The following is a 16,010-nucleotide window of genomic DNA, read 5'->3' on the forward strand; positions in this document are numbered from 1 at the left end:
GCGCCTCAGAAGTTCAGGATGTCGCGGTGATAGCGCCCCAGCAGCAGCAGCCCCGTGGCCAGCAGGATGAGGCTGACGGACAGAACATAGACCGGCTCGACATAAGGGGCCGTGTAGGTGGGGTAGAACCCGGACCGCATGCGCCCGACGATATGCACCAGCGGATTGTACCAGAGCACTTTCTGCGCCAGCGGTGGCATGGTGTCATAGAGAAAGAAAATCCCCGAGGCGATGAACAGGGGCCGGGTGAGAACCGACCAGATCACCTCCCAGATCGGAAACAGGCCGCTGATCGCACAGTTCACCGTGCCGACCCCGGCGCCCAGCAACATCGCCATGCCGATTGCCTCGACGATGGGTGGCAGGTTCAGCGTGGTATGGGCGTCGATCGCCGTGATGATACCGGCGAGCAGAAGGGTGGTGACCAGAATGCCGGTCAGGCTGTTCAGCAGGAACCGCGCGATCACCGAATCCAACCAGGTGACGGCCGGGTATTGCAGCAGCGGCCGGGAAAACCGGATGGCCGCGGCGATACTGCCCGCTAGACTCTGATACAGGTGAAAGGGCATGTAGCCGGTGGCGTAGAACAGCAGGAAACTGGTGCCCAGCGAGGGCGAGCGCATCACCAGCGAAAACCCGACACTGAGAAACAGGATCGCCGCCAGCGGCTCGAAGATGGACCAGATATAGCCGCCGGGGGTGCGGCCATAGCGGGTCGACATTTCGCGGAGGATCAGCGCCATGATGGTGCGCGCGGCGGCAAAGCGGCGGCTCTGCGCTGGCTTCAGGGCCGGGGCAGGGTGGGGGGCGGTCACGGAAGATCGGGCAGGCGGCAGGACGGACATGAAAAAGCGTTCTGATACTGGCGTTTGTGTGCCCGACTATGTAAGAAATCAGGGAAAGATACAAACGGCTTTGGGCCGGGGTGACAGGCATGGACCAGAAAACCGACAGGGCCGACGACGGGGATAAACCGGCGGGCGAAATCGTGCCGGTGCAACGTGGAGAGGGCGACAAACCTGGCGGCAAGCCTGGGCCTGGCCCGGGAGCTAAACCCGGACCCGGCAAGCCCGGACCGGGCAAGGGTGGCGGTAAACCGGGGCCCGGAAAAGTTGCGAAACCCGGCACCGGCAAACCAGGACCGGGCAAGGTCGGTGGCAAACCCAAACCTAAACCCGGCCCGGCACAGGTGGTGCAGGTCCAGCCGATTGCGGGACCGGCCAGAATGCGCAGGCGGCACTGGGGGCTGCTGACCAGTTTCCTGCTGGTGGTGGCAATCCCGCTGGCGGCGGTGGGGTATTACCTCTGGGTTCATGCCAACGATCAATACGCCTCGACCGCCGGATTCACCGTGCGCAGTCAGGAAAGTGGCGGTGCCACCGAGCTTTTGGGCGGGCTGGCGCAGTTCTCGGGGGGCACCACCGCCTCGGACAGCGATATTCTGTATGAATTCATCCAGAGTCAGGAAATGGTCGAACTGGTCGATGGGATCGTCGATCTGCGCGCGCATTACGCGCAGGGCTGGCCGCATGACTGGGCCTTTGCGCTGTGGCCGGACGCCACGGTCGAGGATCTGGTCTGGTACTGGCAACGTATTGTCGGGATCTCGTTTGATTCCGGTACCGGGTTGATCGAAGTCGAGGCGCTGGCCTTTGATGCCGAGACCGCGCAGGCGATCACCCGGGCCATCGTCAACCAGAGCCAGGACCGGATCAATGCGCTGAACAATCAGGCGCGCGAGGATGCCATGGGCTATGCCCGCGCCGATCTGGACCAGTCGGTGGCGCGGCTCAAGGGCGCGCGCGAGGCGCTGACGCGGTTCCGGACCCGCACCAAGATCGTCGACCCCGAGGCCGACATTCAGGGCCGCATGGGGGTGATGAACAACCTGCAGCAACAGTTGGCCGAGGCGCTGATCGAATATGACCTGCTGCGCGGCACCACCAATACCAACGACCCGCGTCTGACCAAAGCGCTGCAACGCATTGATGTGATCCGTGAACGCATCACGATCGAGCGTCAGACCTTTACCAGCGACAACACCGACACCGGGGCCGTGGGCGAAGACTATCCGACCTTGATCGCCGAGTTCGAGAGTCTGACCGTAGATCGCGAATACGCCGAACAGACCTATCGCGCGGCGCTGACCGCGCTGGAATTGGCACGGGCCGATGCCGCCCGCCAAAGCCGTTATCTTGCGACCTATATCAGGCCGACGCTGGCGACCGAGCCAGAATATCCTCAGCGCGCGGTTTTGATCGCCCTGTCGGCGCTGTTCCTGCTGTTGATCTGGTCGATCGGGGCGCTGATCTTCTACAGCATTCGCGACCGGAGCTAGAGGTCGGGAATGGGGCAGGGGGCTTGTGATCCGCAATGGGGCTCTCGGGACATTCGCTGTGCGAATGCCCTGCCGTCCCGTGGTGATGTCGGGAGAAAGCGCCGGTGATCCGTTTTGAGAACCTGACCAAGAGCTTTCGCATCAAGGGCGAGCGCAAGCTGGTGATCGACAATCTGAACCTGACCTTGCCGACGGGGCGGTCGCTGGCGTTGTTGGGGCGGAACGGCGCCGGGAAATCGACCCTGCTGAAGATGATCGCGGGCACCATGAATCCGGATTCGGGCCGGATCGTCAGCGATGGTACGCTGTCCTGGCCGGTGGGATTTGGCGGCTCGTTTCATGGCGAGTTGACCGGCGCGCAGAACGTGCGGTTCATCGCCCGGATCTATGGCGTGGATACGCAGGAGTTGATGAATTTCGTCGAGGATTTCTCGGAACTGGGCAAATCCTTTTACATGCCGGTGCGCAGCTATTCGAGCGGCATGCGCTCGCGGCTGACCTTCGGCGCGTCGATGGGCATCCATTTCGACACCTATCTGGTGGACGAGGTCACCGCCGTGGGGGACGCGGTGTTCAAGCGCAAGAGCCGCGCGGTCTTTGTCGAGCGGATGAAATATTCCAGCGCCATCATGGTCAGCCACAGCATGGGGCAGCTGCGTCAGTTCTGCGATTCCGGGATCGTCCTGGAAAATGGCCAGATGCAGTATTTCGATGATCTGGACGAGGCCATCGCCATGCACGAAGCCATCATGGGCTGACTCTCCCGCCCTTTGTTTTCAATGACTTGCAGAAATTTGTTTCGCGCGCGAAACATTCGACTCCCCGGATGTGTCCGGTTTTTCCGGGGTCAGGGGCAGCTTGTCCTGCCAGTATCCACGCGTGGCCATGGTGTCATAACCGTCGCGATAGACCTTCTTGAGATCGTCATATTCGCGGACGTAGCGCCAGAGCGTTTTCACCATATCCCAGCCGAGCGAAAAGAACCGGCTTTTGGATTGTTTCACCGTATAGCATTTGTCGCCAGCGCCGTTGAAGTAGGTAACCTGTGATGCGCCAAAGGTGAAATGCAACTGACGCTTTTCGCCGGCAAGAACGATCTTGTCCCAGCGGCGTGCGGAAAACGGCACGAGATGTCCGTTCAGGGTCAAAAGGCCGAGCCGCCGCCGCCGCGCAGGGGATTTAAGGGTTTTCTTGCGGCGCTCTTCTCGGTCGTGCTGAGACGCAGGGTGCCAAGCTTCGGTTTGCGTCATGTCCTTGATGGTGGCGCGGCGGGCGGCCATGTCGATATTGTTGTCAAAGAAAGCGGGACCTTCCATGACGTCTTTCCACGCCAAAAGCTGGGCACTTGCGGAGTCATAATGGAATTTCATCAGGCTGCGGCTGATGAAGATCACCGCCACTTTGGCAGACTGCAGAGCGCTGCGATCAAGTTCGTCGGTCACCAGCGGGTGGATCAGATGGCTGCGGGTGTCGAGGTAATGTACCTGCGGGCTTTCCTTTTCGATAAAGGAATCCTGAAACGACACCACACCATTCAGCGTGTAGGGTTTGAAATCGTTTTTCAGCGAGAAACTGACATCATCGCCCCGTACAAAGAAGGGAAAAGGGTGGTATTTCAACTGCGTGATGGGAAAGGCAAAGAACCACCAGCCCCCGTAGAACAGGTCGTGTCGTTCGACAGCAGTCCTGTGCTCCATTTCAAACACAGCATCGCGGTTGCGCAGATCGGTGCCACCAAACTGGGGGCGGCACAGGCCATCAAAGCGTGCGCCGTTTTCCCACATTGCCCATTTGTGGGTGTTGCTGATCATGGCCCCGGCAACAGCCGTTCTGGGATCCTTGGCCAGAGCTAGGAAGGTATAGGTGCGTGCGATGTTTTCCATTTGGAACGAAGCGTCGTCATCCATGAACAAGCAATGGGTGAACCCGTTTCTTTCCGCCTCGAGCAGGCCGCGTGTAAAGCCGCCAGCACCGCCATAATTGGGATTTTCGACCAGCGTTACCCGGTCGTTTTCGGCCACATCGGCGCTGTTGCCGTTGTCGACCACCTGCACATGGATGTGGTCACCGAACGGAAAGCTCTGGATAAAGTCATCCAGTCGGGCGGCGGTTTTGGCCACTTCTTTTTCGCGCTTGAAGGTGGTGATCGACACGGCCAGCCGAGGCAGAGTTACGGGGGCTGTGCGGGTGGCAAAGCGTCCGGCGGTAACAGTAGCGCCGCCTTTGCCTAGCGGTTTGACCTCGATATAGATCAGCCCGCGCGTGGCGTGGTCGACGTAATGCGATAGGTCGGCGGTGACCGGCTCGACCGGATCCAGGTCCACCACCTCGCAAAACAGGGTTTCCCAAGATTGTCCGGGAATTGCTATAAATATACGCAGTTCGACGCGTCCGGCGCCGTTCAACTCGGCCACGAGCCCGTCGAGGTTGCAGGCCTCGTGCCATTTGCCGATATTGAGCAGGTTGAAATAGGTGTCCAACATCAGCAGGCTGCCCTGATCCAGCCAGATCTCGGCCTGCGACTGGGAATAGCTGAAATCGCCCCGGGTGTGAAAATAGAGATCTTGCTCGGTACAGATTCCGGTTTCGGGCAAGGTCAGTTCTTGCAGCGTGATCATGGGGTTCTTTCAGTGAAATACAGTGTTGAAGGTTCTCTAGATCATACCAGGGGCATAGGAAAGTCGCTTGGTTCTATCGGTGATCGACGATAAGCAGACCCAAAATAATCTGGAATCGAAGGCAGGCATGAAAAGACAGCTTTTTGTTCATATCGGTGCGCATCGCACGGCGACATCTGCCCTGCAGAAATATCTGTTTCAAAATTTTCAGCCTCTGATCGGACAGGGCTTCCTCTATCCGCTCGGGGTGCGCCGTCACGTCGGCTTGATAAGCGACCTGTTCTCGGGGCTGCGGGATCCAAAGGCCGTGGCCTTGAATCTGGAACGGCGTGCCGCCGACAAGGCCAACGACATCCACGCGCTGATCCTGAGTGATGAAGACATCTGCATGCGCAAGGATCTGCGGGTGCTGGCAAAGTTCAGAGAGCAGTTTGACGTCAAGGTGGTGTTCACCCTGCGCCGCCAGGATACTTGGCTGGAAAGTTGGTATCTGCAGAATGTCAAATGGCAGTGGAACCCGAAGCTGATGCACCGCTCGTTCGAGGATTTCCTGAAGGTACGCAAGGATTTCCATTGGATCCATTATGATCGCTATGTGAAACATCTGGAAAAACTGTTCGGACGTGAGAATGTGATCCTGAACATCTATGAAAAACAGCAAATGACGCAGGGGCCGATCGAGATGTTCTGCGACAGCATCGGGTTGACGGACCGATCCGCGTTCAAGGAGCCGGACCATATCAACGCAAGCTATTCGCCGCTGATCTCGGAATTCATGCGTCGCCTGCCGCTGAACGAGGCTCCGGAGGGCTTTCGCGACAGGTTGAACATGGCCTGTGCCGAGGTTGACAGAAGCCTGGCCAGCGGTACGAAACAGTCTGAACGGATGATCCCCCATGCACAGCGCGTCGCATTGATGGCGGAATACGAGCGGGGAAACCGAGCCTTGGCAGAGCGCTATTTCGGGCGGGATGCGTTGTTTCTGGAACCGTTACCAGGGCCGGAGGTTCCGCTGGCTGACAGAAGCTTGCCTGCAGATAGCGACGTGTTAATGCGCGATTTTGTTGCACCGTTGGTGCGGGAACTCATTCGCGATCAAAAGGCCGAGGTCGAACGCCAAGCCGCCAGGACAACAAAAAAACCTGTCGCCCAAAAGAAAAAGACAGCATGAATATTCTCTGTGTAGGCGCGGGTCTGTCCGGGGCCGTGATCGGCCGGCATCTGGCCGAGGCGGGGCATGATGTCACGGTGGTGGACAGCCGGGCGCATATCGGTGGCAACTGCTATACCGAGCGGGATGCCGATACCGGGGTTCTGGTGCATGTCTATGGGCCGCATATCTTTCACACCGACGACGCCGAGGTCTGGGATTACGTCAACGCCTACGAGACCTTTCTGCCCTACAAGAACCGGGTCAAGGCGACCACGGGGGGCGCGGTCTATTCGCTGCCGGTGAACCTGCACACGATCAACCAGTTTTTCGGGCGGACCATGCGCCCGGACGAGGCGCGCGATTTCATCGTTGATGAACAGGCCGACACCAGCATCACCGATCCGCAGACCTTTGAGGAACAGGCGATGCGGTTCGTGGGCAAGGATCTCTACGAGGCGTTCTTCAAGGGCTACACGATGAAGCAATGGGGCTGTCACCCCAGCGAGTTGCCCGCCAGCATCCTGAAACGCCTGCCGGTGCGCTTTAATTACGACGACAACTATTTCTTCCACCAGTTCCAGGGGATGCCGGAAAACGGCTATACGACGATGATCCAAGCCATTGTGGATCACGCCAATATCACCGTGCATCTGAACACCGTGTTTGATCGCAGTCAGGCGGAGGATTATGACCACGTGTTCTATTCGGGTCCGCTGGACGGGTATTTCGATTTCGAACTGGGCCGCCTGGGATACCGCACGCTGGATTTCGAACGGTTCACCTGTGAGGGCGATTATCAGGGCTGTGCGGTAATGAATTACGGTGAGGTCGATGTGCCCTATACGCGCATCACCGAGCACAAGCATTTCGCGCCCTGGGAGGATCACGAGGGGTCAATCTGTTACCGCGAGTTTTCGCGCGCCGCCGGACCCGATGACATCCCGTATTACCCGATCCGGCAGGTGGCCGAAAAGGCGCTGCTGGGCGATTACGTGGCACTGGCGGAAGAGGCTGATGGCGTCAGTTTCGTAGGCCGTCTGGGGACCTATCGGTATCTGGACATGGATGTGACCATCCGCGAGGCGCTGGACACCGCGCGCAGCTTTCTGAGCCATGTTCAGGACGGCACGCGGGCTCCGGCGTTTTTCGTGGCGCCCTTGTAAGGCGCCACGGCAAGACGAGTCAGAAGGCGGGGTCAGACCGTGTAGTCGAACCGCTCCATCACCGGACCCAGTTCCCGGTTCAGTTCGGCAATGGTGTCCGGCGCCAGCTTGCGCGCGTGATCGCCGGGTGTGACCTGGCGCTTGTGCTTGCTGGTGTCTTCGCCGCTGGTCGAAAAATCACCTTTTTCCGCCAGTTTTGCGCGCAGCTCATCGGTCATCGGCACGTCGAGGAACGCGGCAATGCGGTTCATCCAGGCGTCGGTATCGGTGACCATTTCCTCGTATTTCAGAACCAGCGCATCCGGGTGGTCGGCCAACAGGTTGGCGAGCACTTCCATGCGCATGCGGTAATTGGCGGCGCTGTCCTTGGCAAAATCGTCGATGGTCTTTTGCTGCAGGTTCTGGCGGCGCGCCTCGAATTTCTTGCGGCGCTCGGGATCCTTGGGCGGTACATGGCTCTTGGCGTAAGAGAAATAGGCCGAGGTGATGCAATCGCGCGGGTCGCGCAGCTGCACGACGAGGCGCAGGCCGGCGAGGGCGGGCATGTCCTTGACATAGGGGCCACGGGCCATGCCGTAATAGAACCCGGTGGGCTGCATGTCGTCCTGCGCGGCGACAAAGACCTCGGGCGGGGATTTGTCGGAGTTTCCGGCCGCAATCGAGATGTCGTCGACCTTGTAGCCGCGGGTGCGGCAGAAGGTCTTGAGTATCCCGTTGGTGACCGAACTGCCGGCCTTGTGCATGGAAACGCCCATCAGGCTTTTCAGGTCACTCATTGTCGGAAATCCATCTTTTGTGAGCTCTTTTGCGCCTTCTAGGCAATCGCGCGGGGCGGGGCAATGGTTGCGTCAGCCCGTTGCGGCGGGAACCAGCAATTGGTCGATATCTGCCCGGATTTTGGGCCGGGCCGCGTCGATGGCGGGATAGAGTGCGGGATCCACATGGCGGTTCAGCCAGTCGCGGGCGCGGTCGGCAAAGGCGGGGCGCAGTTCGGGGAGCAGGTGGTCATGGATCCAGCCGATCAGCCCCAGGGCGAACAGGGCCAGGGGCAGGGGGTCTGCCTCTCTGGTCGCGATCTCCGCAGCGATCCGGTCCAGCGCGGTGAAAACCGCAAGCCGTTCGGGGCCCAGCCGGTTGGTCAGCCGGTCGCCATCGGCGTTGACGAAATGGATGACGCCGATGCGATCGCTGGCAAGGATGTGGTCGGCGGCGAGAAAGCTGCGCCAGTGCAGTTCGATATCTTCATGCACTGCAAGGTCGGAGCAGCCGATGTCATGCGCGCGCAGGAAATCGGTGCGGTAGATCTTGTTCCAGGGATAGTTCGCGGTCTGCATCAGGGCGGCGGCGGCCTTGGCCCCGACCGGGGTCAGCGCGCCGATATCGGTGCCGGCGGCGCGCCACAGGCGGGCATCCAGCTGCTCGGGGCCCCAGCGGCGCTCCATCTCGGAGCGGGTGTCGTGGTGGCGAAAGATGCAGAAATCAAACGTCTGACTCGCCAAATCCGCCAGCAGCGGCGGCAGTTCGCGGGTCGGCAGGTCGTCGGCATCCAGATAGAGCAGGTGGTCGCTGTCGACATGGGCAAGGGCCACGTTGCGCGCGATACCGGGGCCTTGGGCGGTGTCGTGACGCAGCAGGGTCAGCCGGTCTGCGGGCAGGGTCGCGGCAGCGCAGAGGGCGGCGTGATCCAGCGGGGTGGGGGAGCCGTCATCGACCACCACCAGCTGATCGGCACAGCCAAGTCGGGCGAGGCGGCCCAGAAGCCTGAGCAGGAAAGCCTCGTCGTCATGGACCGGGATGGCGATGGTCAGCGTCATGCAGCAAACATCCGCAGATCGTGCAGGTGCCAGCGCAGCGGTTCGGTCGGCAGGAACAGCAGCAGTTCCCTCCAGGGTGCGGTCTCGGGCAGGGTGCGGCAGGTGGGCACGTGCAGCGCATCCACATGGGGGATGGCGTCGGTACGGGTCAGGATGTGGCGATCAAGAAAGCAGTCGACAAAGCCGCCATCATCCAGGCCCGAACGCAGGCAGGGGCGGATGATCTGCTGTGTGGGGCCGACGCCGGTGCAGCCAAAGCCGATAAAGGCGATATCGGCCAGATCCGGTAGGTCCAGCGCCATGTGCAGGGCGATCCAGTTGCCGCGCCCGGCCATTGAGATGTCGAGCTCCAGCAACCGCCCGGCGGGCGAGCGCCAGGTGCCGCCGACATCCAGCGGAGCATCGGCAATGAGCGAGACACCGGGGGCGAAGTCGACACGCTCGGCGATGTCGCCGGACGTGATGCCGTCACGCAGCACTGCGAGGCCCATGGACAGGTCGCGGGAAGGGAATGGGGCAGGGGACATGATCTTGGCCCGGATTGAGGTTGGTCTTTCCTAGAGGATTTCGGCGGGAACCGGAATCCTCTTTCGCTGTGCTACGTTGAAAAGATGCGACAAGGCATCGGTTGGGGATGGGGGCCGGTGTTTGGCGCTGGTGTTTGGGGGCGTTGCCCCCGCCGCCCTTCGGGCGTCTCCCCCAGAGTATTTGGACAAAGATGAAAAGCCGAGGGGGCGGTCAGGCGGTGGCGATGAGGAAGCTGTTGATGTCGCGGACCACGAAGAACAGGGTGGCGAGCAAGGCCCAGAAGGTGTTGCCATAACGGGGGAGGACCTCAAGCGTCCGTTTTACGATATCCTCGAGCACGTTTGGTTCCTGGGCTGCAAATAGCGGCAGTCTGGAGCGTTTCGTGGCGCGTATCGCCCGGGCTGGCTTTTAGCCTGACGCTGGTTTTGCGGGCATCTGACCGGAATGGGGTGGCGATTCAGCGCCTTTATGCGCAAGAGAGTTTGGACTCGTCATTCGGATGTCGTAGTAGTGCTGGATAGGGTTAAAGAATTTGTTAGTGATCCATTGCGTTCGTGCTGTTGAAAAAAACGCAAATTTCGGGCGATTGCTATATGGTGTGAATGTCGTAGGGACAGCGACTGAATGTTGAACTTGATCAGATCTTTGCCACGCAAGCAGAAGGCCTATGTCTTTCTGGCGATTGATCTCGCGTTGATTCCACTGGCCCTGCTGTTCACCTATACGGTGCAGGTATTGCCGAATTCGGCGGTCCAGACCCTGCTTCAGACCCTGCCAGTATTGCCTTATTTGCTGGCGGTGGCGGCGGTCCTGTCCCTGTGGCTGGGCATCCCGAGCATCCAGTTGAAGGCGTTTGAAGGGCATGCGGTCGGGCTGACCGCGATCCTGTCCACGGTTCTGACCGGCACCATGGCGTTGTTGTCGTGGCTGGCCGGGTTGAACCAGCCGCCGGGAACCCAGGTGATCTTTGGGATCAGCTATTTCATCATTCTGGTGACCAGCCGGGCGGTGCTCTATCAGGTTGTGGATGCAATCTATCGCCGGGCGCAGCCGCGTTGCCGGGTGTTGATCTATGGGGCGGGCACCACCGGTACCCAGCTGGCACAGGCGTTGCGCAGCCACGAGGGGATCGACCCGGTGGCCTTTGTCGATGATAACAATTCGTTGCAGGGCATGACCCTGGTGGGGTTGCCGGTGTTTCCGCCGGCCCGGATCGCGGAGCTGGTCAAACAGCGTCAGATCGACCGGGTCTTGCTGGCGATGCCGTCGCTTAGCCAGCCGAAACAGGCACAGATTGCCCGGCGGCTGCAGAAAGTCGGGCTGGAAGTGCAGGCCTTGCCGTCTTTTGCGCAGCTGATCGGTGAGGAAGCGCTGATCGACAAGCTGACCCCGGTTGCCCCGCAGAATTTCCTTGGCCGTGCGGCGCGGGCCGACGGGCTGGGCGATGCCAGCGACAGTTATACCGGTCGCGTGGTTCTGGTCTCGGGGGCCGGGGGGTCGATCGGGTCGGAACTGTGCCGGCAGGTGCTGGCCTGCCAGCCCCGCAAGGTGGTTCTCTATGAGTTGAGCGAGCTGGCGCTTTATACGGTGCATCAGGAACTGGACCAGCTGACCGAGGGGACGGGGATCGATCTGGTGCCACTGTTGGGGTCGGTGACCGATCCACGGCAGGTGCGTGCGGTTCTGGCCGAGCATGAGGTGCAGGTGGTGCTGCATGCCGCCGCCTACAAGCATGTGCCGCTGGTCGAGGCCAATCCGCTGGCCGGTCTGGCCAACAATGTCTTTGGCACCCAGACACTGGCGCGCGAGGCGGCGGAATTCGGGGTGGAACGCTTTATCCTGATCAGTTCGGACAAGGCCGTGCGCCCGGCCAACGTGATGGGGGCCAGCAAGCGGCTGGCGGAACTGGTGGTGCGGGATCTGGCGACGCGGCATGCAGACACCGTGTTCACGATGGTGCGGTTCGGCAATGTGCTGGGATCAAGCGGGTCGGTGGTGCCGTTGTTTCAGGACCAGATCAGCCGTGGCGGCCCGGTGACGGTGACTGACCCGAGGGTAAAGCGGTTTTTCATGACCATCCGCGAGGCGGTGCAGCTGGTGCTGACGGCGGGGGCCGAGGCCCGGGACGGCGAGACTTTCGTGCTGGACATGGGGGCGCCGGTACCGATCGTGAAGCTGGCGCGCCAGGTGATCGAAAGCGCTGGCTATTCGGTGCGCGACGAGGACAATCCCGATGGCGATATCGCGATCGAGATCATTGGCCTGCGCCCCGGCGAGAAGCTCGAGGAGGAGCTGACCCTGAGCCCGGATCTGATCGGCACCCGTTTCCCGAAGATCTTCTGCGCGCGGGAAGACCATCTGAGCGAGATCGAAGTGGCGTCGGCCCTGCGCGGATTGCGCCATGCGCTGGTGGCCAGCGATGCAGATGCCGCCCGCGCCGTCATCAGCCGCTGGGTCGAGGGCTATCGGCGGGCCGAAGGCGAACGCAGAAGTTCCTGACCTGTCCGCAATTGTCACCGCAATGCCGCGTTTCCGCCGAAACCCGGACGCTGGCGGGGCCAGCGATTGATACCGGGGCTTGCTTTGTGATCTAAGCGGCCCGAGAACGTTCAGCAGGCAGGCTGATAGGCAAAAGGCGTCCTTCGTGTTGTTCAAGGCATTTTTTCACAAGTCCATTTGCCGTGTCAGGTCAGCTCTTGGCAATGGGCGGGGCCGCGCGTTTGTCGCGACGCTGCTGATTGGTGCGCTTTCGGGCGGTGCGGTGCTGGCCCAGGGTCAGCCGGGTGCTGGGGCGCTCCGCAGCGCGGAACCCACGCTGGTGCCGCTGCCGCCGCCGAGCCTCAACTTCTACGGGTCGCCCGGGATCATGGACATGCCGTCTGCCGAGATGCTGCCGGACGGGCAATTCACCGCCGGCGTGTCGTCGTTTGGTGGCCAGACCCGGTACAACCTGACCTTTCAGGCGACCCCGTGGCTGTCGGGTACCTTTCGGTACAATTCCATCCAGGACTGGAACATGGGTGGGTTCGACACCTATTACGACCGCAGCTTTGATCTGCGATTCCGGTTGCTGCGCGAGCGGAAATACATTCCCGAGGTCACCGTCGGCCTGCAGGATTTTGTCGGCACCGGCATTTATGCTGGCGAGTATATCGTCGCCACCAAGCGGTTCGAGGTGCCCAGTTGGGGCGGGCGGGTCGGTGAAACCGGACGCCTGAAGCTGACCGCCGGGCTCGGCTGGGGGCGGCTGGGGTCCTATGGAAGCATTGGCTCCACGGGTGATCGGCCTCCCTATGATCCGGATAGCCTGGGTGGCGAGCCGGCTTATGACCAGTGGTTTCGCGGCCCCTATGCACCCTTTGCCGGGATCGAATGGCTGCCCAATGAAAAGCTCGGGCTGAAACTCGAATATTCCTCGGATGACTATGTGACCGAAACCCAGGACGCTTCGATCTTTGAAAGACGGTCGCCATTCAATTTCGGGGTGGAATACCAGGTCAGCCCCCGCACCCGGCTGGGTGCCTATTACATGTATGGCAGCGAACTGGGGATTAATCTGCAGGTCCAGCTGAACCCGAAACAGCCGGTGACCCAGATGCGGATCCCGGCGCCGCAGCCGATCCCGCAGCGCCCGTCGCAGAGTGCCAACCCTGATGTCTGGACCACCGCCTGGACCCAGAACGCATCGGTTCCGGCGCAGCTGCGCGATCTGCTGGCGCCGATCCTGATGGCTGACGGGCTGGTTCTGGAGAGCCTGACAGTCACGGCCGATACCGCCGAACTGCGGTTCCGCAATATTCAGTACCTGTCCTTTGCCAATGCGGTGGGCCGGGCGGCGCGGGCGATGAGCCGGGTGATGCCGCCATCGGTGGAAACCTTCCGGCTGGTGCCTCTGAGCGGGGGCATGGCGCTGTCGGCAACCACGGTGCGCCGGTCTGACCTTGAGGCGCTGGAATTTGACGGCAACGCCACCGATGCGTTGCTGGCGGTCACCGCCTTTTCCGATGCGCCGCCGCTGTCGGCGGATGCGACCCCGGCGGCGGATCTCTATCCCGACAAGAGCTGGTCGTTGTCGCCCTATTTCAGCCCGGCCTATTTTGACCCGGATCAGCCGTTCCGGATCGATGTGGGGCTGACCTTGCGGGGCACCTATCGGCCTGCCCCCGGCTGGATCATCTCGGGGGCCATCCGCCAGCGTCTCGCCGGCAACGTCGATGGCGGGCCGCCGTCCAATTCGGTCTTGCCGCATGTGCGCACCGACCAGGTGGAATATGCGCAATATGGCACCACGCTGAACAACCTGTTCGTCGCCAAGCAATGGCGGCCGGGGCACAACCTCTATGCCCGCGTGACCGGTGGATATCTGGAGACCATGTATGGCGGGCTGTCCACCGAACTGTTGTGGAAACCGGTCAGCAGTAACCTGGCCCTGGGGGTCGAGGCGAATTACGTGAAGAAACGTGATTTTGACCAGCTTCTGGGGTTTCAGGACTATGATGTCTTCACCGGTCACGGCACCGCCTATTACGAATTTTCAGGCGGATATCTGGCACAGTTGAGCGTGGGCCAATACCTCGCCGGGGATGTCGGTGCCACCCTCAGCGTGGACCGCACGTTCGGCAATGGCTGGATGGTCGGGGCGTTTGCGACCAAGACCAACGTGTCGGCCGAGGAATTCGGAGAAGGCTCTTTTGACAAGGGCATCCGGTTCCGCATCCCGATCAACTGGTTCCTCGGGAAACCCAGTCAGCAGACATTCGGCACCTCCATCCGTCCGGTGCAGCGCGATGGTGGCCAGATGGTCAGCGTGCCGGGGCGGCTTTATGGGCAGGTGCGGCTGGCGCATCGCAGGGCGTTGACCGATCAATGGGCGAGGGTCTGGGAATGATGCGATCGACACGCCTGATGGCAGGCCTCATCGCTGCGGCCTTTCTGGCGGCCTGCAGCGGCGGCGTCGATGCTCCGACCCTGCAATTGCAGGTGATCGATACCGCGCGTGAGGCGATATCCGCACGCTTCAACCCGCCACCGGAACGCCCGCCGGTGACACGGGCGGTTCTGAATACGCTGGACGGCACCTTTGTGGAGGTCACCCGCCTGCGCGAAGACCAGACCGCGTTTCTCTATCCCAGCTATGTAACCCGCGATTCGGGGCCTGGCGAGATCGTGGTCTGGCGCACCGACAGCAACGAAACCGTGACCGTGCGGGGCGGGGTGCTGATTGCGACCCGTGGGTTGGGCGGGGATTTGCTGTCGACCGAGGTGCTGCTGGCTGGCAGCGGCGTTGGCCCGGCGGCGGGTGGTGAACGAATCTATCAGATCTTTGGTGGCAACAACACGCAGACAACGCTGACGTTGGCCTGCGAGGTGACCGATCTGGGGTCTGAGACTATTGAAATCATTGAGGTGCGCCATGCCACGCGGCATTTGCGAGAGCATTGCCAAGGCAACAGCGGTGCCATCACCAACGACTACTGGGTCGACGCGGGTCGGGGGCTGATCTGGCAGTCGCGGCAATGGGCCGGACCGCATGTGGGCTATCTGCGGTTGCGACAGGTGACGGATTAGAGACATTCAGCCCAATTCCGAGAGAACGCAGGCCAATATGCTGCTGTTTTCATCGGTCCGCAGAAAAAGTAGCGACAATGCGCCAGATACACAGAGGCCATATTGAAAAACCCTGTTCCCTAGGGTAGAGCTAGGCCAAGTAGGTTACCAAAGTTTTAATCCAGCCAAGGATTCTGATCATGAAAAAGCTTCTCGCAGTTGCCGCCCTCGGCGCACTCACATTGTCGGCACCAGCCCATGCACAAAGTGCTGGCGGTGGCGTCCCAAGCGCGATCGGTGGCGGTCTGACAGCCGGCGCGGCTGTCGCCATTGGTGCTGCTGTCGTTATATTGGCAATTGCCATATCCAATGACGATGACAACCCAACCACGGTTACCACCACTACGAACTGAATCGTCAGTTCAACCGGTATGAGATTTTGGGGCAGGCCTGCGGGCCTGCCTTTTTCTGTTTCGCGGGTCGGAGTGTGACACTTCTACTTTGCGCGTACAGGAACTGATCCTATAGTTTATATTATGTTAATAATTTTGTGAAATCGGGCGTTTTGGACGTCAGGCAAACAGGAAATCGGTGGCTCCTAGGTCCATCGGTTCCAGATCGTACAGCGTGATCGTGTCGCTCCCGGTGTCGATCTGCACATCTTGCCCCATGTCCCGAAAGACAAGATCGTCAAAGTTCAGGTTCGGTATGGTGAACCGGATATGGTCCTGACCCGAGACAAAATCGGCAATCACGTCGTAGCCATGCCCGGATGAGAACACAAACAGATCTGCGCCGGCATCGCCATGGTATTCATCATTGCCGCCGCCATCGTAGATGATGTCATTT

General features: G+C 60.8%; 14 protein-coding genes and 1 pseudogene. 8 read left to right on the forward strand and 7 right to left on the reverse strand.

Going from position 1 to position 16,010, the window contains the following annotated elements; all coding sequences use genetic code 11:
* Positions 1 to 5 precede the first annotated feature (5 nt).
* Entirely contained in the window at positions 6 to 845 is an 840-nt protein-coding gene (locus ABJO75_RS13670; protein ID WP_348125889.1) for an ABC transporter permease, read from the reverse strand.
* 89 nt (positions 846 to 934) lie between these two features.
* On the opposite strand from ABJO75_RS13670, the gene ABJO75_RS13675 reads away from it, so the two are divergent.
* Both ABJO75_RS13675 and ABJO75_RS13680 read left to right on the forward strand, forming a co-directional pair.
* Positions 935 to 2,338 carry a sugar transporter gene (locus ABJO75_RS13675; protein WP_348125891.1) on the forward strand — a complete coding sequence of 468 codons (1,404 nt, stop codon included), beginning with the start codon at positions 935 to 937 and terminating at the stop codon, positions 2,336 to 2,338.
* A 104-nt stretch (positions 2,339 to 2,442) separates the two neighbouring features.
* Complete coding sequence (locus tag ABJO75_RS13680; RefSeq protein WP_348125893.1) at positions 2,443 to 3,096, forward strand: ABC transporter ATP-binding protein; 654 nt, start codon at positions 2,443 to 2,445, stop codon at positions 3,094 to 3,096.
* 18 nt (positions 3,097 to 3,114) lie between these two features.
* Here the strand turns inward: ABJO75_RS13680 and ABJO75_RS13685 are convergent, their stop codons facing one another.
* Positions 3,115 to 4,956: a hypothetical protein gene (locus ABJO75_RS13685; RefSeq protein ID WP_348125895.1), complete on the reverse strand. Its 1,842-nt coding sequence runs from the start codon at positions 4,954 to 4,956 to the stop codon at positions 3,115 to 3,117.
* Positions 4,957 to 5,083: 127 nt separating this feature from the next.
* Here ABJO75_RS13685 and ABJO75_RS13690 point away from each other — a divergent pair, with 127 nt between their 5' ends.
* Together ABJO75_RS13690 and glf are read left to right on the forward strand one after the other, a co-directional pair.
* Positions 5,084 to 6,127: a hypothetical protein gene (locus tag ABJO75_RS13690; protein WP_348125897.1), complete on the forward strand. Its 1,044-nt coding sequence runs from the start codon at positions 5,084 to 5,086 to the stop codon at positions 6,125 to 6,127.
* Entirely contained in the window at positions 6,124 to 7,272 is a 1,149-nt protein-coding gene (gene glf / locus ABJO75_RS13695) for a UDP-galactopyranose mutase (RefSeq protein ID WP_348125899.1), read from the forward strand. Before ABJO75_RS13690 ends, glf begins: the two co-directional genes overlap by 4 nt.
* A 32-nt stretch (positions 7,273 to 7,304) precedes the next feature.
* Here the strand turns inward: glf and ABJO75_RS13700 are convergent, their stop codons facing one another.
* From ABJO75_RS13700 to ABJO75_RS13715, 4 genes are all read right to left on the reverse strand, one after another.
* On the reverse strand, positions 7,305 to 8,048 hold the full coding sequence (locus ABJO75_RS13700; protein ID WP_348125901.1) for a sulfotransferase domain-containing protein: 744 nt from the start codon (positions 8,046 to 8,048) through the stop codon (positions 7,305 to 7,307).
* A gap of 72 nt (positions 8,049 to 8,120) precedes the next feature.
* On the reverse strand, positions 8,121 to 9,086 hold the full coding sequence (locus ABJO75_RS13705; protein ID WP_348125903.1) for a glycosyltransferase family 2 protein: 966 nt from the start codon (positions 9,084 to 9,086) through the stop codon (positions 8,121 to 8,123).
* Entirely contained in the window at positions 9,083 to 9,613 is a 531-nt protein-coding gene (locus ABJO75_RS13710; protein ID WP_348125904.1) for a hypothetical protein, read from the reverse strand. Before ABJO75_RS13710 ends, ABJO75_RS13705 begins: the two co-directional genes overlap by 4 nt.
* 211 nt (positions 9,614 to 9,824) lie before the next feature.
* Positions 9,825 to 9,953 carry a hypothetical protein gene (locus tag ABJO75_RS13715; RefSeq protein ID WP_348125906.1) on the reverse strand — a complete coding sequence of 43 codons (129 nt, stop codon included), beginning with the start codon at positions 9,951 to 9,953 and terminating at the stop codon, positions 9,825 to 9,827.
* Between the two features lie 285 nt (positions 9,954 to 10,238).
* On the opposite strand from ABJO75_RS13715, the gene ABJO75_RS13720 reads away from it, so the two are divergent.
* The 4 genes from ABJO75_RS13720 (at position 10,239) to ABJO75_RS13735 (ending at position 15,574) form a co-directional block, all read left to right on the forward strand.
* On the forward strand, positions 10,239 to 12,113 hold the full coding sequence (locus tag ABJO75_RS13720) for a nucleoside-diphosphate sugar epimerase/dehydratase (RefSeq protein WP_348125907.1): 1,875 nt from the start codon (positions 10,239 to 10,241) through the stop codon (positions 12,111 to 12,113).
* Positions 12,114 to 12,258: 145 nt separating this feature from the next.
* Positions 12,259 to 14,502, forward strand: a complete 2,244-nt coding sequence (locus ABJO75_RS13725) for a YjbH domain-containing protein (protein WP_348125908.1) — start codon at positions 12,259 to 12,261, stop codon at positions 14,500 to 14,502.
* Complete coding sequence (locus ABJO75_RS13730; protein WP_348125909.1) at positions 14,499 to 15,182, forward strand: YjbF family lipoprotein; 684 nt, start codon at positions 14,499 to 14,501, stop codon at positions 15,180 to 15,182. The genes ABJO75_RS13725 and ABJO75_RS13730 overlap by 4 nt, the downstream gene beginning before the upstream one ends.
* A gap of 179 nt (positions 15,183 to 15,361) precedes the next feature.
* Entirely contained in the window at positions 15,362 to 15,574 is a 213-nt protein-coding gene (locus ABJO75_RS13735) for a hypothetical protein (protein WP_348125911.1), read from the forward strand.
* A 159-nt stretch (positions 15,575 to 15,733) separates the two neighbouring features.
* Here the strand turns inward: ABJO75_RS13735 and ABJO75_RS13740 are convergent.
* Positions 15,734 to 16,010, reverse strand: a pseudogene (locus ABJO75_RS13740) (hypothetical protein); the annotation flags it as partial.

The sequence above is a fragment of the Sedimentitalea sp. genome, from assembly GCF_039973035.1.
In the GTDB taxonomy this organism is placed as follows: Bacteria; Pseudomonadota; Alphaproteobacteria; order Rhodobacterales; family Rhodobacteraceae; genus Sedimentitalea.

Coding starts and splice junctions, on each gene's coding strand:
- ABJO75_RS13670 (WP_348125889.1), bottom strand. CDS start 845: ATGTCCGTCCTGCCGCCTGCCCGATCTTCCGTGACCGCCCCCCACCCT.
- ABJO75_RS13675 (WP_348125891.1), top strand. CDS start 935: ATGGACCAGAAAACCGACAGGGCCGACGACGGGGATAAACCGGCGGGC.
- ABJO75_RS13685 (WP_348125895.1), bottom strand. CDS start 4,956: ATGATCACGCTGCAAGAACTGACCTTGCCCGAAACCGGAATCTGTACC.
- ABJO75_RS13690 (WP_348125897.1), top strand. CDS start 5,084: ATGAAAAGACAGCTTTTTGTTCATATCGGTGCGCATCGCACGGCGACA.
- glf (WP_348125899.1), top strand. CDS start 6,124: ATGAATATTCTCTGTGTAGGCGCGGGTCTGTCCGGGGCCGTGATCGGC.
- ABJO75_RS13700 (WP_348125901.1), bottom strand. CDS start 8,048: ATGAGTGACCTGAAAAGCCTGATGGGCGTTTCCATGCACAAGGCCGGC.
- ABJO75_RS13705 (WP_348125903.1), bottom strand. CDS start 9,086: ATGACGCTGACCATCGCCATCCCGGTCCATGACGACGAGGCTTTCCTG.
- ABJO75_RS13710 (WP_348125904.1), bottom strand. CDS start 9,613: ATGTCCCCTGCCCCATTCCCTTCCCGCGACCTGTCCATGGGCCTCGCA.
- ABJO75_RS13720 (WP_348125907.1), top strand. CDS start 10,239: ATGTTGAACTTGATCAGATCTTTGCCACGCAAGCAGAAGGCCTATGTC.
- ABJO75_RS13730 (WP_348125909.1), top strand. CDS start 14,499: ATGATGCGATCGACACGCCTGATGGCAGGCCTCATCGCTGCGGCCTTT.
- ABJO75_RS13735 (WP_348125911.1), top strand. CDS start 15,362: ATGAAAAAGCTTCTCGCAGTTGCCGCCCTCGGCGCACTCACATTGTCG.